At 67.8% G+C, this 25,541-nt stretch carries 21 protein-coding genes; 11 read left to right on the forward strand and 10 right to left on the reverse strand.

Annotation, left to right across the window (positions count from 1 at the left end):
* Position 1: 1 nt before the first annotated feature.
* The 4 genes from KEC55_RS19855 to KEC55_RS19870 all read right to left on the reverse strand — a co-directional run bounded on the left by KEC55_RS19855 (position 2) and on the right by KEC55_RS19870 (position 2,881).
* The gene (locus KEC55_RS19855) at positions 2-457 is read right to left on the reverse strand and encodes a (2Fe-2S)-binding protein (protein WP_048244466.1); all 456 of its coding nucleotides are present in this window, start codon (positions 455-457) and stop codon (positions 2-4) included.
* A 132-nt stretch (positions 458-589) separates the two neighbouring features.
* Positions 590-889: a putative quinol monooxygenase gene (locus KEC55_RS19860; protein ID WP_006482784.1), complete on the reverse strand. Its 300-nt coding sequence runs from the start codon at positions 887-889 to the stop codon at positions 590-592.
* Positions 890-982: 93 nt separating this feature from the next.
* A complete protein-coding gene (locus KEC55_RS19865) occupies positions 983-2,026 on the reverse strand; it encodes an NADP-dependent oxidoreductase (protein WP_282509927.1) in 1,044 nt (347 codons plus the stop codon).
* Positions 2,027-2,260: 234 nt separating this feature from the next.
* Positions 2,261-2,881, reverse strand: a complete 621-nt coding sequence (locus KEC55_RS19870) for a TetR/AcrR family transcriptional regulator (RefSeq protein ID WP_282509929.1) — start codon at positions 2,879-2,881, stop codon at positions 2,261-2,263.
* 300 nt (positions 2,882-3,181) lie between these two features.
* On the opposite strand from KEC55_RS19870, the gene KEC55_RS19875 reads away from it, so the two are divergent.
* On the forward strand, positions 3,182-4,753 hold the full coding sequence (locus KEC55_RS19875) for a hypothetical protein (protein WP_282509931.1): 1,572 nt from the start codon (positions 3,182-3,184) through the stop codon (positions 4,751-4,753).
* Positions 4,754-4,821: 68 nt separating this feature from the next.
* On the opposite strand, the gene KEC55_RS19880 is transcribed toward KEC55_RS19875, so the two are convergent.
* The gene (locus KEC55_RS19880; protein ID WP_282511353.1) at positions 4,822-5,841 is read right to left on the reverse strand and encodes a DNA-binding protein; all 1,020 of its coding nucleotides are present in this window, start codon (positions 5,839-5,841) and stop codon (positions 4,822-4,824) included.
* 401 nt (positions 5,842-6,242) lie between these two features.
* On the opposite strand from KEC55_RS19880, the gene KEC55_RS19885 reads away from it, so the two are divergent.
* Together KEC55_RS19885 and KEC55_RS19890 are read left to right on the forward strand one after the other, a co-directional pair.
* A complete protein-coding gene (locus KEC55_RS19885; RefSeq protein ID WP_282509932.1) occupies positions 6,243-7,427 on the forward strand; it encodes a thiolase family protein in 1,185 nt (394 codons plus the stop codon).
* Between the two features lie 220 nt (positions 7,428-7,647).
* On the forward strand, positions 7,648-8,313 hold the full coding sequence (locus tag KEC55_RS19890; protein ID WP_282509934.1) for a cation diffusion facilitator family transporter: 666 nt from the start codon (positions 7,648-7,650) through the stop codon (positions 8,311-8,313).
* A 182-nt stretch (positions 8,314-8,495) separates the two neighbouring features.
* Here the strand turns inward: KEC55_RS19890 and KEC55_RS19895 are convergent, their stop codons facing one another.
* Positions 8,496-9,686 carry a helix-turn-helix transcriptional regulator gene (locus KEC55_RS19895; protein WP_282509936.1) on the reverse strand — a complete coding sequence of 397 codons (1,191 nt, stop codon included), beginning with the start codon at positions 9,684-9,686 and terminating at the stop codon, positions 8,496-8,498.
* A gap of 281 nt (positions 9,687-9,967) precedes the next feature.
* On the opposite strand from KEC55_RS19895, the gene KEC55_RS19900 reads away from it, so the two are divergent.
* The 5 genes from KEC55_RS19900 (at position 9,968) to KEC55_RS19920 (ending at position 15,529) form a co-directional block, all read left to right on the forward strand.
* A complete protein-coding gene (locus tag KEC55_RS19900; RefSeq protein ID WP_282509938.1) occupies positions 9,968-10,906 on the forward strand; it encodes an alpha/beta hydrolase in 939 nt (312 codons plus the stop codon).
* A complete protein-coding gene (gene ribBA / locus KEC55_RS19905; RefSeq protein WP_282509940.1) occupies positions 10,903-12,027 on the forward strand; it encodes a bifunctional 3,4-dihydroxy-2-butanone-4-phosphate synthase/GTP cyclohydrolase II in 1,125 nt (374 codons plus the stop codon). The genes KEC55_RS19900 and ribBA overlap by 4 nt, the downstream gene beginning before the upstream one ends.
* 152 nt (positions 12,028-12,179) lie before the next feature.
* Positions 12,180-12,608 (forward strand): helix-turn-helix domain-containing protein, encoded by a 429-nt coding sequence (locus KEC55_RS19910; protein WP_282509942.1) that lies wholly within the window; start codon positions 12,180-12,182, stop codon positions 12,606-12,608.
* Between the two features lie 2 nt (positions 12,609-12,610).
* Positions 12,611-13,942, forward strand: a complete 1,332-nt coding sequence (locus KEC55_RS19915) for a type II toxin-antitoxin system HipA family toxin (RefSeq protein WP_282509944.1) — start codon at positions 12,611-12,613, stop codon at positions 13,940-13,942.
* Positions 13,943-14,293: 351 nt separating this feature from the next.
* Positions 14,294-15,529 (forward strand): NADH:flavin oxidoreductase, encoded by a 1,236-nt coding sequence (locus KEC55_RS19920; RefSeq protein WP_282509946.1) that lies wholly within the window; start codon positions 14,294-14,296, stop codon positions 15,527-15,529.
* A gap of 32 nt (positions 15,530-15,561) precedes the next feature.
* Here the strand turns inward: KEC55_RS19920 and KEC55_RS19925 are convergent, their stop codons facing one another.
* Entirely contained in the window at positions 15,562-16,677 is a 1,116-nt protein-coding gene (locus tag KEC55_RS19925) for a 4-hydroxyphenylpyruvate dioxygenase family protein (RefSeq protein ID WP_282509948.1), read from the reverse strand.
* 357 nt (positions 16,678-17,034) lie between these two features.
* Here KEC55_RS19925 and shiA point away from each other — a divergent pair, with 357 nt between their 5' ends.
* Positions 17,035-18,342 carry a shikimate transporter gene (gene shiA / locus KEC55_RS19930; RefSeq protein ID WP_282509950.1) on the forward strand — a complete coding sequence of 436 codons (1,308 nt, stop codon included), beginning with the start codon at positions 17,035-17,037 and terminating at the stop codon, positions 18,340-18,342.
* A 203-nt stretch (positions 18,343-18,545) separates the two neighbouring features.
* The gene (locus KEC55_RS19935) at positions 18,546-19,847 is read left to right on the forward strand and encodes a UDP-N-acetylglucosamine 1-carboxyvinyltransferase (RefSeq protein WP_175842561.1); all 1,302 of its coding nucleotides are present in this window, start codon (positions 18,546-18,548) and stop codon (positions 19,845-19,847) included.
* 96 nt (positions 19,848-19,943) lie between these two features.
* Here the strand turns inward: KEC55_RS19935 and KEC55_RS19940 are convergent, their stop codons facing one another.
* The gene (locus KEC55_RS19940; protein WP_282509954.1) at positions 19,944-20,435 is read right to left on the reverse strand and encodes a hypothetical protein; all 492 of its coding nucleotides are present in this window, start codon (positions 20,433-20,435) and stop codon (positions 19,944-19,946) included.
* Between the two features lie 248 nt (positions 20,436-20,683).
* On the opposite strand from KEC55_RS19940, the gene KEC55_RS19945 reads away from it, so the two are divergent.
* Positions 20,684-21,454 carry an IclR family transcriptional regulator domain-containing protein gene (locus KEC55_RS19945; RefSeq protein ID WP_282509956.1) on the forward strand — a complete coding sequence of 257 codons (771 nt, stop codon included), beginning with the start codon at positions 20,684-20,686 and terminating at the stop codon, positions 21,452-21,454.
* Positions 21,455-21,478: 24 nt separating this feature from the next.
* Here the strand turns inward: KEC55_RS19945 and KEC55_RS19950 are convergent, their stop codons facing one another.
* A complete protein-coding gene (locus KEC55_RS19950; RefSeq protein WP_282509958.1) occupies positions 21,479-23,779 on the reverse strand; it encodes an ATP-dependent DNA helicase in 2,301 nt (766 codons plus the stop codon).
* A complete protein-coding gene (locus tag KEC55_RS19955) occupies positions 23,776-25,470 on the reverse strand; it encodes a VRR-NUC domain-containing protein (protein WP_282509964.1) in 1,695 nt (564 codons plus the stop codon). The genes KEC55_RS19950 and KEC55_RS19955 overlap by 4 nt, the downstream gene beginning before the upstream one ends.
* Between the last annotated feature and the right edge of the window lie 71 nt (positions 25,471-25,541).

The raw sequence follows: 25,541 nt of genomic DNA on the forward strand, positions 1-25,541 counted from the left end.
GTCAGGCTCCCTTCGCGGCTTGCTTCACGGCCGCGCGAATCCGGTTGTAGGTGCCGCAGCGGCAGATGTTGCCGGCCATCGCCGCGTCGATGTCGGCGTCGCTCGGGTTCGGGTTCGACGCAATCAGCGCGGTGGCGGCCATCACCTGCCCCGACTGGCAGTAGCCGCACTGGACGACATCGAGCTCGCGCCAGGCCTGCTGGACCTTGTGTCCGGCCGGCGTCGCACCGACGGCTTCGATCGTCGTGATCTTGCGGCCCGCGACGGCCGCGACCGGCAGCACGCACGAACGCGCGGCGACACCGTCGAGATGCACGGTGCACGCGCCGCATTGCGCGATCCCGCAGCCGAACTTGGTGCCGGTGAGGCCGACGACGTCGCGCAGCACCCAGAGCAAGGGCATGTCGTCGGGAGCGTCGACCGTGCGGGTTTCGCCGTTGATGTTGAGGGTGACCATTCAGCCTCCGGGGCCGTTGTATTGGGGGAGCGGCGCGAACGCGGCGCCGTGCGGTGTCGTCATCGCCGTCGCGCTGCGCACGACGGGTGCCGCGCGGCCCGGGTGGGGCGAGCCGCGGCGGTGAAGCGGGTGTTACTCGGCCACGTCGATGCCCGACAGCACCTTGATGACGGGCGGCGCCGTGAACCAGTCGGCCGACTTCGTGCGGAATTCGCCGAAATACGGGCTCGCGAGGTGTGCGTCGAACGCGGCCTGGTCGTCGTAGATCTCGTACAGGTGCAGGTTCGGCGAACCGTCCTGCTCGCGGAACAGGTCGTAGCGGCGGTTGCCCGGCTCGGTGCGCGTCTTCGCGACCATGCTGCGCAGTTCGGCCTCGGCGGCCTGCGCGTGTTCGGGTTTCAGGAACAGGGAAGCAATCACGTGAAGCGCCATCTTGTCACTCCTTTTGAATCGAAATCGAGCATGCCACAAGCTGGCGTCGCGCGACGCCAGCGTGCAACGGTTGCAGGGTGTCGTGCCGCGGCATCAGGCCAGTTCGTCCGGGCCCACGCGCACGACGACCTTGCCGAAATTCTTGCCGGCGAGCAAGCCGACCAGTGCTTCCGGTGCGTCGGCGAGATCGGGGACGACGTCCTCGAGCGTCTTCACCTTGCCCTGCGCGACCCATTCGCTCATCTCTTTGAGGAACGGCGCATAGCCCGTTGCATAGTGATCGAGGATGATGAAACCCTGCACGCGGATGCGCTTGCGGAGGATCGTCGACATCAGCAGCGGCACGCGGTCGGGGCCGGCCGGCAGCTCGGTATCGTTGTAATGCGCGATGACGCCGCACACGGGCACGCGCGCATGATCGTTCAACAGCGGCCACACCGCGTCGAACACGGCGCCGCCGACGTTCTCGAAATAGACGTCGATGCCGTTCGGGCACGCTTCCTTCAGCTTTGCCGCGAATGCCGGATCGCGATGGTCGACGCAAGCGTCGAAGCCGAGCGAATCGGTCACGTAGGCGCACTTGTCGGCGCCGCCTGCGACGCCGACCACGCGGCAGCCCTTCAGCTTCGCGATCTGGCCGACCACCGCGCCAACCGCGCCGCTTGCAGCCGCGACGACCACGGTTTCGCCGGCCTTCGGTTCGCCGATCTTCAGCAGCCCCGTGTACGCGGTGAAGCCCGGCATGCCGAGCACGCCGAGCGCGTACGACGGATGCGCAAAGTCGCGGCCGAGCGGAATCAGGTCGCGGCCGTCGGACAGCGCATAGTCTTGCCAGCCAGCCCCGGCGACGACGAGATCGCCTTCGCGGAAGGCCGGCAGGTTCGACGCGACGACGCGGCTGACCGTGCCGCCGACCATCGGCTGGCCGAGTTCGGCCGGCGGCGCATAGGACGGCGCGTCGCTCATCCGGCCACGCATGTACGGATCGAGCGACAACCAGACCGTGCGCAGCAGCACCTGGCCGGCGCCGGGCGTCGGCACGTCACCGGTTTCCGAGCGGAAGTTGTCGGGCGTCGGTGCGCCGACCGGGCGCGAAGCCAGGACGATCTGGCGGTTTGCGGTCTTGCTTTGCGGCATGTGAGCCTCCGTCAACAGGAATGAACGTGCTTCGTGGGCACGTTCGGATCAGGGATGGACCAGCAGAAGATGCACGCCCGCGGCCGCGTCGGCATCGGGGCCGTCGCGGTCGCACGCGTGCGGTTGGAGCAATTGGGACAGCGTAACGCGGAGTGAAGCGTTCGTCATGCGTGTTTGAGTAGACCAGTCGTCTAGAATCAGGGCGAAAACAAGGCGCGCCGAAGCGCGCCCGGATTACGACTGCGCACCGCCCTGCGCGGCCGCCGGCAGGTTCAGCATGCGCAGCGTTTCGGCCATCGCCCGTTCGAGCGGCTGGCGGTTGCGATGAATCTTTTCCAGCAGCGTCGCGCCCAGCCACAGCTCGTAGAGGATCGCGGCCGTGTGCGGCGGATCGTCGACCGCACGCAGCGAGCCGTCGGCCAGCCCGGCCTCGATGCCGCCCGCGAGCCGCTCGATGATCTGGCTCGTGCCGCGTCGAAGCACCGCGCGCATCGCTTCCGACAGGTCCGACACTTCCGCGCCGAGCTTCACCGCGAGGCACTTGCCTTCCGGATCGTCCGCGCATTGCGTGTGCAGCCAGTTGCCCCAGTACGTCATCAGGCGTTCGGCGCCGGTGCCGGCTTGATGCTTGAGCAGGTTGTCGAGATGCGCGAGATAGCCTTCGAAATACGATTCAAGCAGCGCTTCGCCGAATGCCTCTTTCGAGCCGAAGTAATGGTAGAACGAGCCCTTCGGGATGCCCGCCGCAGCGAGAATCTCGTTCAGACCGACCGCCGAAAACCCCTTGTGGAGCATGATCGGCTTCGCGATATTCAGGATGTGCTGGCGAACTTCCGCGCCTGAAGATGCATTCATGATGGCGTATGGTAGCAACGATTAGACCGGTCGTCTAGTAACGTCGAACCGGCATGTTGAGCGGCACTTTACCTGATCCCCGCCGGGCGCCCAATGCCTGGCGGGCGCCCCCCCCCTGCACCACCGCGCGCGCGGCGTCACACGAGCGACTCGGATTCGTCGCGGGCGTTTCATCGATCTCCCGCTTAAATATGCGCGGCGCATGTGCCGGCGGTCGTGAACGAGCAGCCGGCATTGCACACGTGTGCAATGCGCCGGACCGTCGTTGCCTCCTCTCGAACCCGTGACCAGGAACGCCCCATGACCGCCTCGAAACCCGTCCGTCCGCCCGCGCCGAACCGTCGACGCTTCATCCAGCGCGGCGCCGCGCTGACCCTGTCGCCGCTCGTCGGCACGCTGGCCGCTTGTGGCGGCGACGGCAATCCGACCTCCGCGTCGTCGCTTGCCGCGGCCGGTGCCGCGAATGCGTCCGCGCGCAGCTACGGCATCGCCGATCGCTCCATCACGATCAACGTCACCAATGCGATCCCGTCGACGACGCTCGCGTTCGGCAATGCGGCGAGCCAGAGCGGCTCGACGCCGCAAGCATCGCAAGCGTTGATTGCGACCGGGCAATCGACGGCCGTCAGCGCATCGAACAGTTGGGGCGATTGCACCGGGTCGTTCAGCCTCGCCGGCGGCGACGCATCGTTCGCGATCGCGTATACGCATCCGTTCGGCTCGCAGCCGACCACCGTCAGCGTCACGCCGTCGGCCGGCTACGTGTCGGGCGCCGACGCCGCGACGTTTCCCGGTCACGACTCGGTCGCGAATCTCAACCTGTATCGCGGCGTCGCGACCGCGAACGGCGCATGGGTCGTCCCGCTCGCGCAGCTTTCGACGCCGCCGGCCAACAACTGCCAGGATTTCGCGAACAGCATGTTCGGCAGCAACGTGCGCACGGCCGCGGCCATCCAGTCCGCGTACCAGAGCACCGGTTCGCTCGGCTACGTGCCGCCCGCCGACTTCACCGGCGGCCAGCTTGCGGGCTTCGTCGCGCAATGGGTGCAGCGCTGGCAGAACGGCGCGTCCTACACCGTGCTGCCCGCCGCCGATGCGCAGCTGATCGATGCGCTGAAGCAGTACGTGTCGAGCGCATCGAACGCCGGCCCGCTGACGATGTGGGTGCCGCAGATCGCGTGGCAGGCCGGTACGGACCCGGCAGTCTTCGCGCTGACGGGCTATCGCGCGTTTCCATTCGTCGACGCGCAAGGCAACTGGATCGCGGCGACGTTGTCCGCGTTCCTGACGCTGCTGGCGGCCGGTTCGCACCTCGTCGCGATCAGCGCAACGAGCGACCTGCCGGCGGGCGTCACGATGCAGGCGTTCGACAATTTCATGGGTGCGAGCGGGCTGACGACGTCGACGGATATCGGCAACTCGCACTACGCGTCGCTCCTGAACACGACGGGCCGCTACTACCTGAGCGTCGGCAGCGATTTCGCGCCGGCGAACTGCGGGCTGATCCTGTCGTTCCTGTACGGGCGCACGGTGAACAACCTGCTCGCGGGCGCCGGCACGTACAACACGTTCATCCAGCTCGAAGGGTGGCAGGCCGGCGGTTCGCGTCACAACGCGGACTACGCGACGTATCAACAGACGCTGTGGAACATCTCGACGTATGGTGCGTCCGCGTACAGTGAGAAGCGTGCGACCTCGATCTTCCTCGCGCCGGCCGGCTGGACGCCGCAGGTCTACCAGACGACGCGGATGATGCCGTACGTCGGCGCCTATGCGCAGTCGAACGGCACGCCGCAGGGCTGGCTGAATACGTCGCTCGTGACGATTCCGGCGGACGCGCCGCCGCTGCCGTCGCGATATGTGACGAGTTGAGTTGAATCGGGCGGGCTCGCCTCGCGGTGTGCGCCGCTATCGATCGGCGCGCGCTGGCGGTTTCATCGTCAGCGCGGCACTTCGTCGACGCGCTTTCTCGTACGGGCCTTGCGCGCTTCCCGCTGCGTGGCCGGCGCCGTCTTGACGCCGCGCAGCGGCGGCCGGCGGGCGAGTACCGTCATCTCGCGCCTCAATGCGTCGAGTTCCTTGCCACGTGCCGCATCGGTCGCCTGCGCGCCGTCCAGCTGCCCCTGAAGCACGCCGCATCGATGCAGCGCATCGCCGAGTTGCGCCTGCAGATCGGCGATGTCCTTCCGGTGTTGCGCATCGCGTTGTTCAGCGCGCGTTGCCGTCGCGTCGAGTTCCTTTTGCAAACGCGCGGCCGCGAGCCGCTCACGATCGATCTCGTGAAGCGCCCGTTTTTCCGACGCGCGCAGGCGTTCCTCGGCGCGGCCCGCGTCGTCGCGTAACCGATCGAGCTGGGTCGTGAAATCCGCGCGTGCCTGCGCGAGTGCGCGGTCGCCTTCCGCGTTGTCGGCCTTCAGTCGCTCGATATCCGCTTGCAGCGCGTGTCGCGATGCTTCGTCGGCCGCCCTCACCTGCTCGAGTTCCTGAATGCGCACCTGCGCGGCCAGCAACGCCGCCGTGCGTTGCTCCAGCGCGGTTTCGGTGCGGGCCAGCTCGGCCTGCAGCGTCGCGACTTCCGTTTTCGCCGCAACCCGTTCCGCTTCGACTTCCGCGCGCAGCGCGTCGAGCGCGGCAGCAGCGTCGGTGCTTGACCGATTCCACAGCGCGGCGACCAGTTCGCCGGCTGCCGCCTGGAGATCGGCCGGCAGGTCGGGATGCTCGATGCGGACGCGGCTCTTTTCCCGCAGCTCGGCCCAGAACTCGCCGAGGACGGCCGTCGGCGTGCTCATGCTGCCCTTGCGGACGAGCTGATACAGGCGGTTTGCCGTGGGCGTGATGCCGAAGCGGAAGAACAACAGCGCGCAGGCTTCACGATACAGCTCGCGGGTTTTCGGGAAGTCGGCCTTGAGGCGCTCGATTTCGGCGGTCAGGCGGGGTTCGTCGGCAGCGAGATCGGACATGGCGGGTTTCGTCGGGAATTTAATAAATAATATAACGTAAACCGTTAAATATCCAATCATTCACATATCGAAGTTTGACATTATTTCTATAATGTCGAGATCGTGAGCGGTGAGCGCAAGACACCGAATCGTGCCCCCGTATGCGGCGCCAGGCTGACGCGCTCGCAATACCCCTGTTGACAATATGCATATGCATAGATACCGTTCAACGTATGCATATGCATAAATGCCGTTCGCTCACGTGATTCTGGCGACCCGCGCATCGGCTGCAGTCGTGTTGCGCAGCGTCCGCGCCCCTGCCGGCGTTGCGGCGCAATCGAAACGGCGACGCGAAACGCGCGGCGTGCACCGTTTGCGACAGCTTTGTCCGCGCACCTTGCAACGTGATTCAGGAACGCATCATGAGTACACGCGAAATCGTCATCTGCCATCCCGTCCGGACGCCGATCGGCACGTTCAACGGCACCCTGAAGGACACCCCGGCCACGGAACTCGGGGCGATCGCCGTGCGCGAAACCTTGCTGCGCAGCGGGCTCGACGGCGCGGCGATCGACACGGTCGTGCTGGGCAACGTGATCCAGGCCGGCAACAAGATGAACCCGGCCCGGCAAGCCGCCATCGGCGCGGGCTTGCCGGTCAAGGTGCCGGCGCTGACGGTCAACCGCGTCTGCGGCTCCGGCGCGCAGGCGGTCGTCAATGCCGCGCAGGAGATCCTGCTGGGTTACGCGAACGCCGCGGTCGCCGGCGGCATGGAAAGCATGGAGCGCGCGCCGTACCTGCTCGACGGCGCACGCTCGGGCTACCGGATGGGCGACGCGCCGATCCGCGACAGCATGCTGCGTGACGGCCTCGTCGACGCGTTTTCCGACCAGCATTCGGGGTGGCATACCGAGGATCTCGCGAGCCAGCTCGACATCTCGCGCGACCGCCAGGATCGCTGGGCGCTGCGCTCGCAGCAGCGGTTTTCCGCCGCGCTGGCGGACGGCAAGTTCGACGCCGAACTCGTGCCGGTCGAGGTCCTGCAGCGCAAGGCGCGCGTCGCGTTTGCGCGCGACGAGACGCCACGCCCCGACACGACGCTCGAAGCACTCGCGAAACTGAAACCCGCGTTCCGCCCGGACGGCACGATTACCGCAGGCAACGCACCGGGCCTGAACAGCGGCGCATCGGCGATGCTGGTTGCGGAGCGCGCGTTTGCCAATGCGCACGGCATCGCGCCGAGCGCCCGGCTGGTTGCATTCGGCGTCGCCGCCGTCGAGCCGGGCATGTTCGGGCTCGGCCCCGTTCCGGCCGTGAAGATCGCGCTCGAACGGGCGGGCTGGAAACTGGCGGACGTCGAACGTTTCGAGATCAACGAAGCGTTCGCGGTCGTGCCGATCGCGGTGGCGGGCCAGCTCGGGATCGCCGAGGAACTCGTCAACGTCGAAGGCGGCGCGATTGCGCACGGTCATGCGATCGGTGCGACGGGCGCGGTGCTGACGACACGCCTGATCCATTCGATGCAGCGTGACGGCATCAGGCGTGGCGTCGTGACGTTATGCATCGGCGGCGGCCAGGGTATCGCGTTGGCCATCGAGACCCTTTGAGCGGAAACGGGAATGCCCCGGGCGCAAGCGTCCTCGGTGCCGGTTGCGCTGAACGCGCCGCGGCCGGCACCCTTCGCCGTTCATGGCATTCGACACGGACGGCTGGCGCGTTTGCTTGCGCATCCCGCGCGGATGCGGCGGTTCCGTCCGTGTCACTGATCTGCCACCGTCGACCGGTAGCGTTCGGGGCTGACCCACGCTATCGACAGACGAATCCGCCATGCAGCGCACGTCGCGCGCCACCTCCCACGTTTATGCGGCCACGTCCCGCGCCCTCGCCGTCAGCCTCGCGATCAACCTGCTGCTGCTCGCCGCCGAGACGGCTGCGGCGTGGTCCGCACATTCGTCGGGGCTGCTCGCGGACGTCGCGCATGCGGCGATCGACCTCGCGGCCGATGCGCTGATCCTCGTCGCGTGCCGGCTCGACGCGCGCTTGCCGCCGGAGCGGCGCCCGACCTACGAACCGCTCGCGCTCGCGGGCCTCGGCGCACTGCTCGTCGCGACCGGCGCGCAGATGATCTGGCACGCGATGCACCGGTTCGATTCACCGCCCGTCGTGCAGCCGGGTGCGGCGACGCTCGCGCTCGTCGCCGTCACGCTCGTCGGCAAGGCCGTGCTTTCGTCCTGGATGCTGCGCAAGGCACGCGAGACGGGTTCCGCGTTGCTCGAGGCGAGCGGCTGGCATGTACGTACCGATGCGCTGTCGTCGTTGCTGGCGGCGCTTGCAATGAGCGCGGCGCTGGTCGGCTTCGGCCGCCTCGACGACGTGGCCGCGCTCGCGATCGGCGCGCTCGTGATCCGCACGGGCGTCGGGTTCATCCGGCGCGGTGGTGCGCAATGGCCGGCGCTGGCCGAGTGGGCGAATCGCTCGACGCGCGGGTCGTAAACGCGGCGGGTATCGCCGAATGTCCGATACGTGCTATCGGCTCGAATGAAGAAGAGGCTCGCACGGCGCGAGCCTCTTTTGCATGATGCCGTCGTCACCGCGCAACACACGATGTGTCGATCGATGCCGATGTATCGCCGGACGATTGCGCCCGCTTCCGATGGGGCGGTATCGGCATCCGCCTAGCCGAGCGGCACGACGCTCCCGAGCAGGATCCGCACGAGCGTCGCCTGCCGCGTGACACCCGTCTTCGAGAAGATCGCGCGCAGGTGCGTGCGTGCCGTGTTCTTGCTGATCCCCGATTCCTCCGCCGCTTCCTCGAGCGTCAGCCCGTTCGTCAGCAGCAGCGCGAGCGACGTCTCGGCCGGCGTCAGGTCGAACAGCTTGCGGATGATTTCCTGCGCACCCTGCGGCTTGCGGTCGGGGTCGCGCAGGAACAGCGTGACGGCCGGCCGCCGCTTGTTGTCTTCCGACCAGTCGGACAGCAGCACCGTGCGCACCAACAGCCCGAGGCGCGGCTTGTCGAAGCTGCGCGTGATCGGCATCGCCTCGACGGTCGCCGCGGCCGTGCCGTGGTGGCCCATGACCGCGTGGCGGATCAGCCGCTTCAGCGTGCGGTTCTCCTGCGCGTCGGTCGCCTCGATCGTGCCGCGCGCAATCGTCAGACCGTTGTTCTGCTTGAGGATCTCGTCGGCGACGCTGTTCATGTCGATGATCGTGCCGTTCTCGTCGAGCGCGATCGTGCCGACCTGCATCCGGTCGATCGCGTTTGCGTAGATCGATCGTTCGACCTCGGCCGAATCGAGCCGCGAATGCAGTTCGATCGCACGTTTCAGGTGCGGCAGCAGCAGCGCGCAGATCGCCTTGTCGCGCGCGGAGAACTGCTTCGACGCATGGTTGCGGCACACACGGAACCGGCACTCGACGCCCGACGGCGTGCGCAGGTCGGCGCCGAGGATATAGCGCACGTCCTGTGGCTTCAGGAACTGCTTGTACAGCTCGCTCGACAGCCAGCCGGTGTCGCCGAACACGTCGTCGACCGTGACCACGCGATCGGCCGGCAAGCCGACGAACGGGTCGAGGGAATAGTAGTAATCGTTGTAGGCTGCCTGACCGTCGCCCGGGACGACCGGGCCGAACTCCGACGCGTGCACGGACAGCGGCGCGCGGCGATCGCTCGCGGCCGCACGCAGGATCAGCGTCACGTAGTTCGCCTGCAGCCAGCGACGGACGAGTTCGAGCGCACCGGCCCACGGCGGCGTCTCCAGCGGCCCCTGGTAGATGCGCGCCATCAGCTCGCTGAAATCCGCGACGCCGATATCGGCCTCGTCACTTGTTGCCTGGCTCTCTTGCGGAGCCCATCTCGTCTCCATCAGCACGCTCCATCCTCCATACGACATATTTCCGGTGCGACCCACCCGCGCCGCCATGATTAAGACGCGTCTAAATTCCGGCGTCATCGGGAGATTCACTGAATGGTGAGAATTCGCCATCTGCGCTTGCGAACCATCGTCCAATCGGATGATGTGGCGCCCTGCCCGCTGCGCTGGAATGCCCGTCAGGCCGTACCGGCAAGCATCCGGTGCGGACTCAGGGAAAACCGCGACACGGGTTTACCTGATTCAGACCGGATTCGATTCAGACAGGAGTTCCCATGCCGCTCGACCCTCAGGCGCAGGCGTTGCTTGCCGCATTCGCCCAAGCCCCCGCGATCGATTTCGCACAGCTCACCGTTCCCGCCTACCGTGCGAGCCTCGCCGCGGGCGGCGCCTTCGCGCCCGGCGATGCCGTCGCCGCCGAGGAGGACTGGCAGATTCCCGCATCGGGCCGCCAGTTGTCCGCACGGCTGTATCGGCCCGACGCCGACGGGCCGCTGCCGCTGACCGTGTTCTTCCATGGCGGCGGCTTCGTGTCGTGCGGCATCGACTCGCACGCGAACCTGTGCCGCAGCCTCGCGCAGCGGGCACGCACGCTCGTGTTGTCGGTCGACTACCGGCTCGCGCCCGAGGCGCGCTTCCCGGCTGCCGCGCACGACGCATGCGACGCCGTGCGCTGGGCGGCGGCCAGCGCACGCGATCTCGGCGCGCGCGATGGCGCGGTGGCCGTGGCCGGCGACAGCGCGGGCGGCAATCTTGCGGCGGTCGCCGCGTTGCAGTTGCGCGGCTCGGGGATCGCGATCGCGCATCAGTTGCTGTTGTATCCGGTCGTCGATTGCGCGACCGAGCATCCGTCGTATGAATCGCTCGGCGACGGCTATTTCCTGACGGCCGAGATGATGCGCTGGTTCAAGCATCACTATTTCGACGACGGCGCCGATCGCGCGTCGCCGCTTGCCAGCCCGCTCGCCGCACCCGACGTCGCGGGCGTCGCGCCGGCGACGATCGTCAGCGCCGAATTCGATCCGCTGCGCGACGAGGCCGAAGCCTATGCGCTGCGTCTCGCGCAAGCCGGCACACCGGTCACGCTCGTGCGCTGGCCGGGCCAGTTGCACGGTTTCGCGAGCATGCTCGGCGCCGTCGACGCGGCCGACCGCGTGCTGACGTTCGGCGCCGCCGCGCTGCGCCGCGCGTTCGACGCCACGGAGGCGCAATGACGCTCGCCAGCACGCTGGAGATCGTCGACGAGCTTCGTGCGGGCCGGATGGTCCTGCTCGTCGACGAAGAGGATCGCGAGAACGAAGGCGATCTCGTGATCGCCGCCGATCACGTGACGCCCGACGCGATCAATTTCATGGCGCGCTTCGGGCGCGGTCTGATCTGCCTGACGCTGACCGCCGAGCGCTGCGAGCAACTGCGGTTGCCGCCGATGGCCGACCATAACGGCACGCCGTTCGGCACCGCGTTTACCGTCAGCATCGAAGCGGCCGAAGGGGTGACCACCGGCATTTCGGCGGCCGATCGTGCGCATACGATCCGTGCGGCGGTGCGGGCAGGCGCGCGCCCTGACGATCTCGTGCAACCCGGCCACGTCTTCCCGATCGCCGCGCGTCCGGGCGGCGTGCTCGTGCGTGCGGGGCATACCGAGGCCGGCTGCGATCTCGCGGCGCTTGCCGGGCTCACGCCGGCATCGGTGATCTGCGAGGTGATGAACGACGACGGCACGATGGCGCGCCTGCCCGAGCTGAAGACGTTTGCCGCACATCACGGGCTGAAGATCGGCACGATCGCCGACCTGATCCACTACCGTCGCGAGCACGAGTCGCTGGTCGAACGCGTTGGCGAGCGGCCGCTGCATACGCCGTGGGGGCGGTTCCGCGCGATCGAGTATCGCGACGCGGTGCATGGCGCGCCGCATCTCGCGCTCGTGCGCGGCGAGCCCGATCCCGCGACCCCCGTACTGACGCGCGTGCACGAATGCCATTCGCTGCTCGACCTGCTCGACGCGGAGCCGTCCGCGCATTCGTGGCCGTTGCACGCCGCGCTGCAGCGGATCGACGCGGCCGGCTGCGGTGTGGCGGTGCTGCTCGATTGCGACATGCGCGGCGATGCGATGCGGATGCCGGCCGGCAACGCACGCCGCGACGGGCGCGTGACCGGGATCGGGTCGCAGATCCTGCGCGACGTCGGGGTACGGCGGCTGAACGTGCTGTCGAGCCCGTTCCGGCTGCCCGCGCTGTCGGGGCACGATCTGGAGATCATGGCGTTCATCCCGCTCGGGGACGACGATCCGGAAAGCGCTCGGGGCGCGCACGCGAATCCGCTTCGGGCGGCGTGATGTTTTGATGCGCGGGAAGGCCGTCGGCAATCGCGAAACAGGCTATCGTTTGTTTTTGTTTAATACAGTCTTGGATTTGTATTTTGACAATACATGCCATAGACTGTATTTTCCGATTACAAACGATCGCCTGTCATTCAGCGGAGCGCCCGATGGCCTTTCCTGTCCAGACCCTGACCCAGCTGCGCCCGATACTCGTCGGCTTCCGGAAATCCGCGGGGCTCACCCAGGCGCAACTGGCCGCCCGCCTGGGTGTCACGCAACAATCCTACGCGCAGCTCGAAGCCAATCCGTCGGCGGTCAGCATCGAACGGCTCTTCAAGGTGCTGAACACGCTCGGCGTCCGGATGACGCTCGACCTTGGCGCGCCGGACGAATCGGCGGAGCCCGCCGATACCGATACCGGTGCCGATGCCCGGCCGGCGCCTCGCAAGCCGGCCGCGAACACACGTACGCCGGATGCCACGCGCGGCGCCACAACGGCAAAATCCCGAACCGGAACCACGACCGGCGCCGCGCGCAAGCGGACCGCGACGGCAGCGCCACGCAAGACGCGCGTCTCGAAGCGGGAGGACTGGTGACGATGGCCGCGCGTGCCCGCCACGACCGGCTCGACCTGTGGATGAACGGCATCCCGGTCGGCTACTGGGAAGTCCGGCGCGGCGTCGAGCGCCTCGTCTACCTTCCGGGCTGGCTCGACGATCCCCAAGGGCGGCCACTGTCGCTGTCGCTGCCCTTCACGCCCGGCAACCAGCCGCACCAGGGTGCGATCGTTGCCGACTACTTCGACAACCTGCTGCCCGACAGCGAGCCGATCCGTCGCCGCATCGCGCAGCGCTACCGGCTCGGGTCGACGGCGCCGTTCGAACTGCTCGCGTCGATCGGCCGCGATTGCGTCGGCGCGATCCAGATGCTGCCGCCCGACGAGACGCCGGTTGACCTCGAGGCGATCGAGGGCGTAACGCTCGACGACGCAGCCGTCGCCGACGTACTGCGTCACGCGACTGCCGCGCCACTGCCCGGCCGCGCGGAGCCTGACGTCGACCTGCGCCTGTCGATCGCCGGCGCGCAGGAAAAGACCGCGCTGCTGCGTCAGCGGAACCGCTGGTTGCGGCCGTCGGGCAGCACGCCGACGACGCACATCTTCAAGCTGCCGCTCGGGCGCGTCGGGAACATGCAGGCCGACATGCGGACGTCCGTCGAGAACGAATGGCTGTGCTCGAAACTGGTCGCCGCATATGGCCTGCCGGTCGCGCCGTGCGAGATCGGCAGGTTCGACGACCAGAAGGCACTGATCGTCGAGCGCTTCGATCGGCGTCCTTCGCGTGACGGCTCGTGGATCCTGCGGCTGCCGCAGGAGGACCTGTGCCAGGCGACCGGCACGCCGTCGGGCGCGAAATACGAATCCGACGGCGGCCCTGGCATCGACACGATCATGGGCATCCTCGCGAATTCGGCCGACGCCGCGCAAGACAGGAGGAATTTCTTCGTCGCGCAGCTCGTGTTCTGGGTGCTGGCGGCGATCGATGGCCACGCGAAGAACTTCAGCATCGCGCACCTGCCCGGCAACACGTACCGCAGCACGCCGCTGTACGACGTGCTGTCCGCGCATCCGATCATCGGCACGCGCCGCAACCAGCTCCCGCCGCGTCGCGCGCGGCTCGCGATGGCCGTGTGCGGGAAGAACCGGCACTACGTGATCGGCGAGATCCAGCCGCGTCACTGGATCGCGCAGGGCCGTCGCGTCGGCCTGACCGAAGACGACGTGCACGCCGCGATGGCGGCCGTCGCCGCGCGCACGGAGCCCGCGATTGCCGAAGTCACCGCGCAGATCCCGGCGGATTTTCCGGCGGATGTGGCGGACACGATCTTCGACGGCATGCGTCGCCAGAGTCGCAAGCTGGCAGGTGGGTGATCACGCGCGACGTTTCTCCACGGTGTGTCGGGCTTGGGGTGCGACGCGGCACGTCAAGGCGCCGAATCGACCGTTCTTCCTGATTCGCCCGAAATCGCTCGATTGCGCGACGCGGTTGCTCGCTGATTTCGACGACGGCGAACTGCCGCGCAACGACGGTACGGGCGGCAAACGAATCGACACGTCGCACGCGCACCGCCTCGGACGGTGTCGACGGCTCATCCCGGCGAGCGGTGAAGCTCGCGGGCATTTCAAGGCGGTCCGGGCGAACGGCTCGTCCACCCGGACGATGCGCGCCTGCGCCACCGCCGCACAATGGTCGCCGTGTCCATTCCCGACGCCCGCCCCCTCATGGAATCCGCCGACCTCACGACCGCGTTCAGCCCGCTGCAGATCGGCCCGCTGACGCTGCGCAACCGCCTGATCAAGTCCGCCACCAACGAAGGCATGACGCCGAACGGCGTGCCGTCGCGCGCGCTCGTCGGCTTTCACGAGCGCATCGCGGAAGGCGGCGCCGCGCTGACGACCGTCGCGTACTGCGCGATCAGCGACGACGGCCGCACGTTCGTCGACCAGGCACGACTCGACGTGCCGACGGTACGCCAGTTCCGCGCGCTGACCGACGCCGTCCATCGCCACGGCGCGGCCGCATCCGCACAGATCACGCATGGCGGCTGCTTCACGTTCCTGCCTTCTCTGTCGACGAAACGGCCGTTGAGCGCGTCGGGCGGTTTCAACAAGGTCGGCGTGATGAGCGGCCGCTTCCTGAAGCAGGCGATGACGCGCGACCAGATGTCGTCGATCGCCGACGAATTCGCGCAGGCGGCGCGGTACGCGCGCGACGCCGGCTTCGACGCGGTCGAGATCCACATGGGGCACGGCTACCTGCTGAGCCAGTTCCTGTCGCCGCTGTACAACCGCCGCCGCGATGCCTATGGCGGCGACGCGGCGCGCCGGGCCGCGTTCCCGGTCGAGGTGCTGCGTCGCGTGCTCGACGCGGTGGGCCGCGATCTCGCCGTCGTCTGCAAGATCGGCGTGACCGAGGGCGTACGCGGCGGCGGCACCGCCGACGACGCATGCGAGATCGCGCGGCAACTGGAAGCCGAAGGCGCGCACCTGCTGGTGCTGAGCGGTGGAATGAACGTCGAATCGGTGTGGCAACTGTTCGGCAGCCCGCTGCCCGGCGAAGCGCGCGCGAACGCCGACAATGCGATCGTGCGTACCGCGATGGCGCTGCAGAAGCTCACCGAACCGAAGATGGGTGCGTTTCGCGAGATGTATTTCCTCGAGCACTCGAAGCAGGTGCGCGCGGCCGTCAGGATGCCGCTTGCCTATCTCGGCGGCGTGCGCTCGCGCGAGAACGTCGAGCTGGCCATGCGCGAAGGTTTCGACGCGGTCGCGCTCGCCCGGGCACTCGTGTTCGAGCCGGGTTTCGTGAACGGGCTGCGCGACGGCCGGCTGACGCAATCGGGCTGCACGTCATGCAACCGCTGCGTGGTGTCGATGTACACACCGGGCGGCACGGCGTGCGCGCTGGGCGAGCCGAACGACCCCGCACCGAACCGCGTGCCGGCCGCCGCCGCGTGAAACTTGAGGCGTGACGCGGGTGCGCTGGTCGCTCAGCCCGCGTCGCGCGCGCGGGCAAGTGCTGCAAGGTTGCCTTCGCCGAACCCGTGGTGCCCCTTGCGCTGCACGATCTCGAAGAAGATCTCGCCGGGCCGGCGCTTGACGAAGGTCTGGAAGAACAGCTTCGGCACACCGTCGCTGCCGATCTCGCCGTCGACCAGCACCGCGCGGCGACGCAGCGCGTCGAGATCGATGCCGTGCCCGGGCAGCCGCGCATCGACGTCGTCGTAATAGCGTGCGGGCGGCTCGATGAATTCGACGCCGTTCGCCCGCAACGCATCGACGCACGACAGGATGTCGTCGGTGGCCAGCGCGACGTGCTGCACGCCCTCGCCCGGATGGTCGGGCAGATACGCATGCATCAGCTCGGTGCGCCGCGTGCCTTCCTCGTAGACCGGAATCCGCACCGCGCCGCACGGCGACACCATCACGCGCGATTCCTCCGACACATGCCAGTGCGCGTCGATTTCGTGGATCTCGCGGAAATGCAGCAGGTCGTGGTAGAAATCCAGCCACTCCCGCATGCGCCCCGCGCCGACGGTTTGCGTGAAATGGTCGACCTGCTGCAGGCCGACACCCACGCAATCGAGATCGGTGTGCGCGGTGGCGATGTCGATCGGCCGGAAATCGATGTCGAAGATCGAGATGTCGCCGACGCCGCCGCGCTGGCCGTCCCGTCCACGCCAGCGGTCGATGAAATACAGGTGCGAATCGCCGATGCCCTGGATCGCCGGGATCTTCAGTTCGCCGACACCCACCTTTTCGCCCTCGAACGCCCATGCGCCGAGCTCGATCGCCCGCTCGAACGCGCGCCGGGCGCTCGCCACGCGCAGCCCGATCGCGCAGACGCCCATCCCGTATTCCTCCGCATAGCGCGCAGCAAACGAATCGGGCTCGGCATTGATCAGGAAATGCATCTGCCCCTGCCGGTACAACGTGACGTTCTTGCTGACATGGCGTGCGATCGCCTTGAACCCAAGCTGCGCGAGCGCCTCCGGCACGGGCGCCGCGAATTCGACGAATTCGAGGCCGGCCATCCCGAGCGGATTGGCGGCCGGATCGGCAACGGGCGGCGTATCGCTGGACAGGGGGTGGGAAGTGCCGGGCATTCCAGTCTCCGGGGGCATGCGGTCGATGGGGATGGCGCCCGTCGCGTGCGGCATGCGCGGCCGATGGGGCGACCGCGCATCCACCCCGAACGGGCGAATTGTCGATGCTGCAGATTTTAACCAGATCGTTCACGGCGGCACACCCTGACCGAACGGGATATCGTCACGCCGCTTAGTGCAAACCCGAAAAGCGTTCGATAATCGCACGGACTTGAACGATAATCGCGCACTTTATCCGACTGGCCAATTGCCGCCATGCGGCGCGCGCCCTATTCTCCGTTCACCCATCGACTTCAATGCAGCATCGGACGCGGCGCCGCCACGATTCCACGATGCGCCGTGCCAGGAGACACCGCCATGACCCCAACCTTCGACACCCTCGACGCCGCCGCCAGCGCCCGAGCGCGCAGCCAGGCCCGCAAGGCCGCGATCGGCAGCTTCGTCGGCGCCGTCGTCGACTGGTACGACTTCCTGCTGTACGGGATCGTCGCCGCGCTCGTATTCAATTCCGAGTTCTTCCCGAAAGTCAGCCCGACCATGGGCACGCTCGCGGCGTTCGCGACCTTCGGCGTCGGCTTCCTGTTCCGGCCGCTCGGCGGCGTCGTGTTCGGCCACTACGGCGACCGGCTCGGGCGCAAGCGGATGCTCGTGCTGACCGTGATGCTGATGGGGCTGTCGACGGTCGCGATCGGCCTGCTGCCGGCGTTCTCGACGATCGGCTGGTGGGCGCCCGTGCTGCTGGTGCTGATGCGTGCGATCCAGGGTTTCGCGGTCGGCGGCGAATGGGGCGGCGCGGCGCTGATGGCCGTCGAGAGCGCACCGAAGCAGAAGAAGGCGTTCTACAGCAGCGGCGTGCAGGTCGGCTACGGCGTCGGCCTCGTGCTGGCCACGGGCATCGTGTCGATCCTGAGCCACACGCTCGGCGAGGCCGCGTTCAAGTCATGGGGCTGGCGCCTGCCGTTCGTGTTCAGCATCGTGCTGGTGCTGATCGGGTTGTGGGTGCGCAAGAACATGGACGAGTCGCAGGAGTTCGTCGAGAAGGTCGAGCATGGCAACCGCAAGCTGCGCCTGCCGGTGCTGGAGGCGCTCACGCGCCACCCGAAGGCGTTCCTGCTGATCATTGCGCTGCGGCTCGCGGAACTGTTCACGATGTATATCGTCACCGCGTTCGCGCTCAGCTATTCGACGACGAACCTTGGCATGTCGCGCGACCTGTTCCTGAACATCGGCCTGCTGGTCGGTGCGGTGAGCTGCGTGACGATTCCGTGTTTCGCGTGGCTGGCCGACCGCTACGGCCTGCGTCGCATCTACCTGATCGGCGCGGTGATCGGCCTGGCGTCCGCGGTACCGTTCTTCGTCGCGCTGGAAGCGCGGTCGATCGCGTGGATCGTGATCTTCTCGATCCTGCTGGCCAACGCCGCGCACGACATGGTCGTGAGCGTCCAGCAGCCGCTGTTCACCGAGCTGTTCGGCGCCGAATACCGCTACAGCGGCGCTGGGGTCGGCTACCAGTTCGCGAGTGTGGTTGGCGGCGGGTTCACGCCGTTCATCGCGGTCGGCCTCGTCAGCCTGGCCGGCGGCTCGTGGCACCTCGTCGCCGGTTATCTCGCGGTGGGCTGCCTGATCTCGCTGGTGGTCGCCGCACGGATGCGGGCCGCGCAGTGACGGAGTGAGTGCGTGGCCGGCGCGCGTCGCGGCCGGCCATTTCTCCACGCCGGCAGGCAATCGACCTGCCGCAGCGCAGGCCCAACGTCAAACACCGTCAATCGCGCGCCCCGATCCCCCTTTTCCCCTCTGAACATTCCACGCCGCCGGCCGACCAATGGCATCATATGGGCCTACGTCAGTCACCGATACGCCCCCATATCATGTCGAATCTCATCGTCCACGGCGGCACTCCGCTGCGCGGGGACATCAAGCCGTCCGCGAACAAGAACGCCGTCCTGCCGATTCTGTGCGCCACCCTGTTGACCGATCAGCCGCTGCGCCTCGTCGGCGTGCCGGACATCACCGACGTGCGCAAGATCCTCGACATCTTCCGCACGCTCGGCAGCGACGTGTCGGTCGACTTCACGACGGGCCTGCTCGAACTCCACCATCGCAACACGAAGTTCGATCCGGCCGTCCACCGGCTGCCCGAGGCGATGCGCTCGTCGATCATGCTGATTCCGCCGCTGCTCGCGCGCTTCGGCGTCGCGCGCCTCGAGAACGACGTGAAGGGCTGTACGCTCGGCGTGCGCGAGATCGACCCGCACGTCGAGGTGTTCGAGCGCTTCGGCGCGCACATCGAACGCACGCCCGATTCGCTGATCGTCCGCACCGACGGCCCGCTGACGGCCAACGATCACTGGTTCGACTACGCGTCGGTGACGACCACCGAGAACTTCGCGCTGTGCGCGACGACCGCGAGCGGCACGTCGACGCTGATGAACGCGGCGTCCGAGCCGCACGTGCAGGAGTTCTGCCAGTTCCTCGCGATGATCGGCGTCACGATCGAAGGTATCGGCACGTCGCGGCTGTGCGTGACGGGCGGCGGCAAGCTCGGCGGCGGCGAGTTCCGCTTCGCCGAGGATTTCCACGAGATCGCGACGTTCCTCGCGCTCGGCGCGATCACCGGCGGCGACATCACGGTGCGCAACTCGTCGCCCGAACATTTCCCGCTGATCGACCGCACGTTCGCGAAGTTCGGCGTCAACGTCACGCATCGCGACGGCTGGTCGCGCGCGGAACGCGACGGCCCGCTGCGCGTACGTCGGCCGTTCACGCAGAACATCCTGACCAAGGTCGAAGCCGCACCCTGGCCGTACCTGCCGGTCGACCTGCTGCCGATCTTCATCGCGCTCGGCGTGCGCGCGGAAGGCAGCGCGATGTTCTGGAACAAGGTCTACGACGGCGCGCTCGGCTGGTCCGGCGAGCTGTCGAAGTTCGGCGCGCACGTGCTGCTGTCCGATCCGCATCGGCTGATCACGTTCGGCGGGCTGCAACTGACGCCGGCACGCGTCGAGAGCCCGTACATCATTCGCGTCGCGATTGCACTGCTGATGGTCGCCGCGAGCATCGAAGGCCGCTCGGAAATCATGAACGCGCTGCCGATCCGCCGCGCGCATCCGCATTTCGTCGAGAATCTGCGCTCGGTCGGCGCGAACGTCGAGTGGACGAGCAGCGAGTAAGACACTGAAGGACGCGGCGCGCGTGGCACGGGCGCCGCGTTCACCCGGCGGTTGGTTTTGACAGACCGTCGGCCTCTTCCTGTTACCCCTCCCGCGTTATTCGCCACCTCCGCCGCAATCGACATCGCCGGCGCCCATGTGGTCGAATCCGTAGAGCATCACGGCCGTCGTGCCACGCGCAGGGTTGCTCGGGCGCGTCGCGAGGCGTTCATCGAGCGCGTCCGACGGATACTGGACGCTCGTATCCATCACGTTGCCCGGCTGCGACCGCAGTTCGGCTTCGGTCAGCTTGCTCCCCTCCGCGCGCGGCAGCCCGAATGCCTTGCGCACCTCCGCCGCGTTCCACGTCCCCTTCAGCGTGACCGTGACCATCTGCAGCTCGCCATGCTCCCAGTCCAGGTCGACCTTCGTCGCGAGCGGATGCACGCTGGCCGCGAGCCGCTCGGGGAACGCGGGGCCTTCGTAGTACGCCTTCGTGTTCTTGCACGCGTCGCCAGTGTTCCGGTACTTCTTCAGCGAGCAATTGAAGCGCTTGTCGCGGTAGCCGAACGTCGTTTCGACGTAGCAGCCGAATTTCGGCGACGTCATGCGCGGCCATGCACGGATATCGACAGACGGTTTAGGTAGGGTTGCGGCGGTGGTCGCAGGATTCGCCGCGGCAAGCAGCGGCATGGCCGCGACGAGCACGGCCAAGGCGGATTCTCGGAGTGTCATTGTTCTGTTCCAGTCGGAGCGGCGATTCTAGCGCGAGCGCGGCTTCGCCAGCGCGGTCGGTCTGCGCGATAATCGCTCAATTCCGAGCGTTCACCGCACACCTGCCTTCCGCTATTCCGACGATGAAAAAGCCCGAACTCGACCGACGCGACTGGATTGCCGGCCTCGAAAAAGGCCTGATGATCCTCGAAGCCTTCGACAGCCAGCACGCGCGCATGACGCCCACGCAGGCCGCCGCGCGTACGGGCCTCACGCGCACGGCAGCACGGCGCTACCTGCTGACGCTCGAATCGCTCGGCTACGTGTACACCGACGGCAAGCTGTACGGCCTCACGCCGCGCGTGCTGCGGGTCGGCTGGTCGTACTTCGATTCGGCGCGTCTGCCGCGCACGGTCCAGCCCTATCTGCAGCAACTGAGTGCGTCACTGAACGAATCGGCGTACGTCAGCGTGCTCGACGGTTGGGAACTGGTCTTCATCGCACGCAACGGCGTGTCGCGCGTGATGACGACGGGCTTCGTGCTCGGTGCACGCGTGCCGGCGCCGCTGACGTCGCCGGGTGTCGTGCTGCTCGCCCATCACCCCGATCGCGAAGCCGTGCGCGCGTGGCTCGACGAAACCGCACTGCCCCCATTCACGCCGCACACGATCACCAACAAGGCGCGGCTGCTCGAACAGGTCGACCATGCGCGCGACGCCGGTTTCGCCGCGATCGAACAGCAATTGCAGGTCGGCGTACGCGGCATCGCGGTGCCGCTGAAGAACCGTCAGGGCGAGGTGGTCGCCGCGCTGAGCACGAACATGCCGATCGGCGCGGAGACGGCGGACGCGGCCGTGCGGCGCGTGCTGCCGCACTTGCAGGAAGCCGCGCTCGCGATGCTCAACGTGCTGTAGCGCGAGGCAGTTTCACCCTCACCTTCACCCGATCCGCCACCACCGCGGCAGCAAGTCGCGCACTTCGCGCCTGCGATAACGGTCGTCGATCAGGTGCACGACGCCTTCGTCGTGCTCGGTGCGGATCACCCGCCCGGCCGCCTGCACGACCTTCTGCAAGCCCGGATACAGGTACATATAGTCGTAGCCGTTGCCGAAACGCGCCTCCATCGCGCGCCGCATCTGCTCGTTGACGTCGTTGACCTGCGGCAGCCCGAGCGTCGCGATGAAGGCGCCGATCAGTCGCTCGCCGACCAGGTCCACGCCTTCCGAAAACGCCCCGCCCAGCACCGCGAAACCGACCCCGCGCCCGCCCGCGTCGAAGCGCGCGAGAAACGCGTCGCGCTCGCTTTCGGCCATCCCGGGCGCCTGCGCCCAGACGGGCACGTCCGGATGGCGTGTCTGCATCAGCGCAACCACGCGCCCCAGGTAATCGAAGCTGCTCAGGAAGCCGAGGTAGTTGCCGGGCCGCGTCGCGTATTGCGCGGCGATCAGGTCGACGATCGGTTCGAGCGACCGGTCGCGGTCGCGCCAGCGTGTCGACACGTGACTCGCGACGCGCACGGTCAGTTGCTCGGCGCGGAACGGCCCGTCGACGTCGAGCCAGCCCGTATCGCCGGGCAGCCCGAGCGTGTCGCGATAGAAATGGAACGGGCTCAGCGTGCCCGAGAACAGCACGGTCGCGCGTGAGGCTTCGTAACGCGGCGCCAGGAAGCCGGCCGGTATCACGTTGCGCACGCACAGCGTCGACTGAATGCGGCGCCGGCGGCTCGCCGACGCGACACCGTCGAGCGCCGGCTGGCGCGGCATCGGTTCGCCATGGAGTGTCGCGTCGAAGATCGATGCGCTGTCGAAGGCTTCGGCGAGCACGCCGAACTGGATCGCCTCGAAATGAAACCGCAGCAGCGCGTCGCCGTTCGTGCGGGGCGCGTCGGTCAGGTGCTCGCCGATTGCCGCGACGAGGTTCTGCACGGCCGACACGATCGGGCCCGGCACGTCCGGGTACGCCGCATAGCGCTCGGCCTGCGAGCGATTGACCGTGCCCCACGCGCGGGCGAGCCGGTCGAATGCCTTGCGCAGCGCCGCCGGCGCGGCTTCGCGCGCAGCCGCGAACGCGAACGGATCGAGCGATGCGCTGTACATCTTGCGTGCGCGGTCGAGCAGGTTGTGCGCTTCGTCGACGAGGACACCGACGCGCCACTGGTTCTGCTGCGCGAGCGTGTGCAGCATCGCGCTACCGTCGTAGTAGTAGTTGTAGTCGCCGATCATCATGTCCGACCAGCGCGCGAGTTCCTGCGACAGGTAGTACGGACAGACGTCGTGCGCGAGCGCGGCCGTGCGCACGGTATCGCGATCGAGCAGACCGGCCTCGATCGCCGCGTCGCGCGCGGCCGGCAGTCGGTCGTAGAAGCCTTTCGCGAGCGGGCACGATTCGCCATGGCATGCGCTGTCCGGATGCTCGCACGCCTTGTCGCGCGCGACGAGTTCCAGCACGCGCAGCGGCAGCGCGGGTGTGCCGGCGCCGAGCGTCGTCGCCGCTTCGAGCGCGAGCGCACGGCCGGGCGTTTTCGCGGTCAGGAAGAAGACGTGGTCGAGTTCGCCCTCGCCGCACGCCTTCAGCAGCGGAAACACGGTGCCGAGCGTCTTGCCGATGCCGGTCGGCGCCTGCGCCATCAGGCAGCGCTCGTCGCGTGCCGCGCGATAGACCGAGACCGCCAGCTCGCGCTGGCCGCTGCGGAACTGCCCGTGCGGAAATGCGAGCGCGCGCAGCGCTGCGTCACGTGCCGCGCGATGGGCCGTTTCGCGCTCGGCCCAGCCGACGAAGCACGCGCACTGCTCGGCGAAGAACGTCGCGAGCGTGTCCGCATCCAGCGTTTCCGTCAGCACGGTCTCGCGTTCGGACACGATGTCGAAATACACGAGCGCGACGTCGATTTCCTTGAGACCGCGCGCGTCGCACATCAGGTGCGCATAGACCTTCGCCTGCGCCCAGTGCAGCGCGCGATGATTGTCCGGCATCGCGTCGAGGCTGCCACGATAGGTCTTGATTTCCTCGACGCGGTTCGCGACGGGGTCATAGCCGTCCGCGCGGCCGCGCACGGTGAGCGTGCCCCAGGTGCCCGTCAGCGCAATCTCGGTTTCGTAGCGTGCGCCGCGTTTCGACGTGACCGCACCGTGGCCGGCGATGCCTTCGAGCGCGGTCGGCGCGGGCGTGAAGCGCAGGTCGAGATCGCCGCGCCGCGCGGTGAATTCGCACATTGCCCGCACCGCGACGACATAGCTCATGCGGACAACCCCGCCGCTTCGGCGTGTGCCAGGCCGTCGACGGCCCATTCGACGTCGACGACGCGCACCGGTATGCCGTGGGCGACGCAGTATGCGAGCCAGCGCGTCTGGTTGTCCTGCAGCCGGTCGCCGGGGCCCTTGACCTCGATCAGCTCGTAACGGCGCTCATCAGGCCAAAAACGGATGAGATCGGGCAGCCCCGAACGGTTGCTGCGGATATCCGCGAGCAGGCGCGTGAACCACAGCCGCAAGTGCTCGGGCGGCAGGCACGCGAGCGCTTCGTCGAGCAGCGCGTCGGTCAGCACACCCCAGAACACGAACGGCGACTGCAGCCCGGCCTTCGTCGCGAAATGCCGGCGGATCGTGTCGCGGTACGCGCCCGAATCGAGCTGTGCGAAACACGCGTCGAATGCGTCCGCGCGGCGCGCGGCGAAATCGGGTGCGTGCAGGTCGGCCGGACCGCGCTGGAACGGGTGGAAGAACGCGCCGGGCACGGTTGCGAACACCGGTTCCCAGCACAACAGGCCGAATAGTGAATTGATCAGCGTGTTTTCGACGTAATGGACCGGTGACGCCGGTTGCGCGAGATGGTCGCGCACCGCGAATTCGACGCTGACGAATGCGTCGGGACGCGTGAGCACGAGTGTTTCGCGCGGTGCGCCGGCCGCTGCGGCCGCACGTTCGACGCGCTGGCCGGCGCGGCGCTGCAGGCGCGGCAGCATGCGCTCGACGCGCTGGCGTTCCTCGTCGCTCTCGAAGCCGCCGCGCGCGTCGAGCGCCAGCACGAGCGCGTCGTCGTCGCGCCCGCAGCGCTCGAGCACGCGGATGCGCCGGTGGCGGCTGCCGGGCCACGCACTGCGTGTATATGCGTCGAGCGCGGTATCCCAGTCGGCGCGGCGCTCGCAGGTCTGGCCGAGCGCGAACAGCAGCTTCGCGCGACGCGTCGCGAGCCATGGCTGCCCGCAGCCCACGGCGTCGATTGCGCGCATCAGGTCGTCGAACGGCAGGTCGTCGGGCCACGCATCGAGCGCGTCGCGGCACATCTGCAGCGCGAGATACGCATCGACGTCGCCGCGCTGCTGGAACGCGCGCGACGACGGTGCGATCGGCACGCTTTCGTACTGGAACACGCCGAGATCGGCGAGCACGAACTCGCTCCAGTCCTGATGGAGATTGCCGAAGAACATCAGCCGCAGCCGGTCGCACAGCGCGCCGACCGTCACGCGCAACACGCGGTCGCCGGCCTGCGCGCACCACGCGTCGAGCGGCTGCGCGGTGTCGTGCCCGGGGCGCAGCCGTTCGAGCCATTCGGGCTTGCGCTCGCCGGCATGGGCGGCAAGCGACGGGAAAATGTGCAGCAGATCGGCCTTGGTCGACAACGCGAACAGCTCGTCGAGCGTAAGCGCGGGCGCCGGATCGACCCAGCCGAGTTCGACGAGCGGCGTGACCGCGTCGAGCGTGCTGCCGATTTCCTCGTACACGAGCTTGCTTGCGCGGAAATCGGACCCGCTGCGCATCAGCATCCGCACGAGCAGCGCGCGCGACGGCTGCGGCAGCGTCGCGAACTGCCGGACGAACGCGTGCTCGTGCGCGTCGAACAGGTCGTCGTAACGCTCGCCGAGCCAGGCCAGCGCGCGTTCGAAATTGGTCAAGTAGTAAAACGCCGGGGGCGTCGGCGAAGCAGGTGTCACGGAGATCGATCACTGTACGTTTGTACAGGTCGGAATCATATCAAATGTGACGGGACATGCCGCGTGCGACA

It is taken from the genome of Burkholderia cepacia, assembly GCF_029962485.1.
Classification (GTDB): domain Bacteria; phylum Pseudomonadota; class Gammaproteobacteria; order Burkholderiales; family Burkholderiaceae; genus Burkholderia.

Coding starts and splice junctions, on each gene's coding strand:
- KEC55_RS19880 (WP_282511353.1), bottom strand. CDS start 5,841: ATGTCCGATCTCGCTGCCGACGAACCCCGCCTGACCGCCGAAATCGAG.
- KEC55_RS19915 (WP_282509944.1), top strand. CDS start 12,611: ATGGCCGCGCGTGCCCGCCACGACCGGCTCGACCTGTGGATGAACGGC.
- KEC55_RS19870 (WP_282509929.1), bottom strand. CDS start 2,881: ATGAATGCATCTTCAGGCGCGGAAGTTCGCCAGCACATCCTGAATATC.
- KEC55_RS19875 (WP_282509931.1), top strand. CDS start 3,182: ATGACCGCCTCGAAACCCGTCCGTCCGCCCGCGCCGAACCGTCGACGC.
- KEC55_RS19940 (WP_282509954.1), bottom strand. CDS start 20,435: ATGACGTCGCCGAAATTCGGCTGCTACGTCGAAACGACGTTCGGCTAC.
- KEC55_RS19855 (WP_048244466.1), bottom strand. CDS start 457: ATGGTCACCCTCAACATCAACGGCGAAACCCGCACGGTCGACGCTCCC.
- KEC55_RS19950 (WP_282509958.1), bottom strand. CDS start 23,779: ATGAGCTATGTCGTCGCGGTGCGGGCAATGTGCGAATTCACCGCGCGG.
- KEC55_RS19945 (WP_282509956.1), top strand. CDS start 20,684: ATGAAAAAGCCCGAACTCGACCGACGCGACTGGATTGCCGGCCTCGAA.
- KEC55_RS19885 (WP_282509932.1), top strand. CDS start 6,243: ATGAGTACACGCGAAATCGTCATCTGCCATCCCGTCCGGACGCCGATC.
- KEC55_RS19865 (WP_282509927.1), bottom strand. CDS start 2,026: ATGCCGCAAAGCAAGACCGCAAACCGCCAGATCGTCCTGGCTTCGCGC.
- KEC55_RS19900 (WP_282509938.1), top strand. CDS start 9,968: ATGCCGCTCGACCCTCAGGCGCAGGCGTTGCTTGCCGCATTCGCCCAA.
- ribBA (WP_282509940.1), top strand. CDS start 10,903: ATGACGCTCGCCAGCACGCTGGAGATCGTCGACGAGCTTCGTGCGGGC.
- KEC55_RS19895 (WP_282509936.1), bottom strand. CDS start 9,686: ATGGAGACGAGATGGGCTCCGCAAGAGAGCCAGGCAACAAGTGACGAG.
- KEC55_RS19890 (WP_282509934.1), top strand. CDS start 7,648: ATGCAGCGCACGTCGCGCGCCACCTCCCACGTTTATGCGGCCACGTCC.
- KEC55_RS19935 (WP_175842561.1), top strand. CDS start 18,546: ATGTCGAATCTCATCGTCCACGGCGGCACTCCGCTGCGCGGGGACATC.
- KEC55_RS19860 (WP_006482784.1), bottom strand. CDS start 889: ATGGCGCTTCACGTGATTGCTTCCCTGTTCCTGAAACCCGAACACGCG.
- shiA (WP_282509950.1), top strand. CDS start 17,035: ATGACCCCAACCTTCGACACCCTCGACGCCGCCGCCAGCGCCCGAGCG.
- KEC55_RS19920 (WP_282509946.1), top strand. CDS start 14,294: ATGGAATCCGCCGACCTCACGACCGCGTTCAGCCCGCTGCAGATCGGC.
- KEC55_RS19925 (WP_282509948.1), bottom strand. CDS start 16,677: ATGCCCGGCACTTCCCACCCCCTGTCCAGCGATACGCCGCCCGTTGCC.
- KEC55_RS19910 (WP_282509942.1), top strand. CDS start 12,180: ATGGCCTTTCCTGTCCAGACCCTGACCCAGCTGCGCCCGATACTCGTC.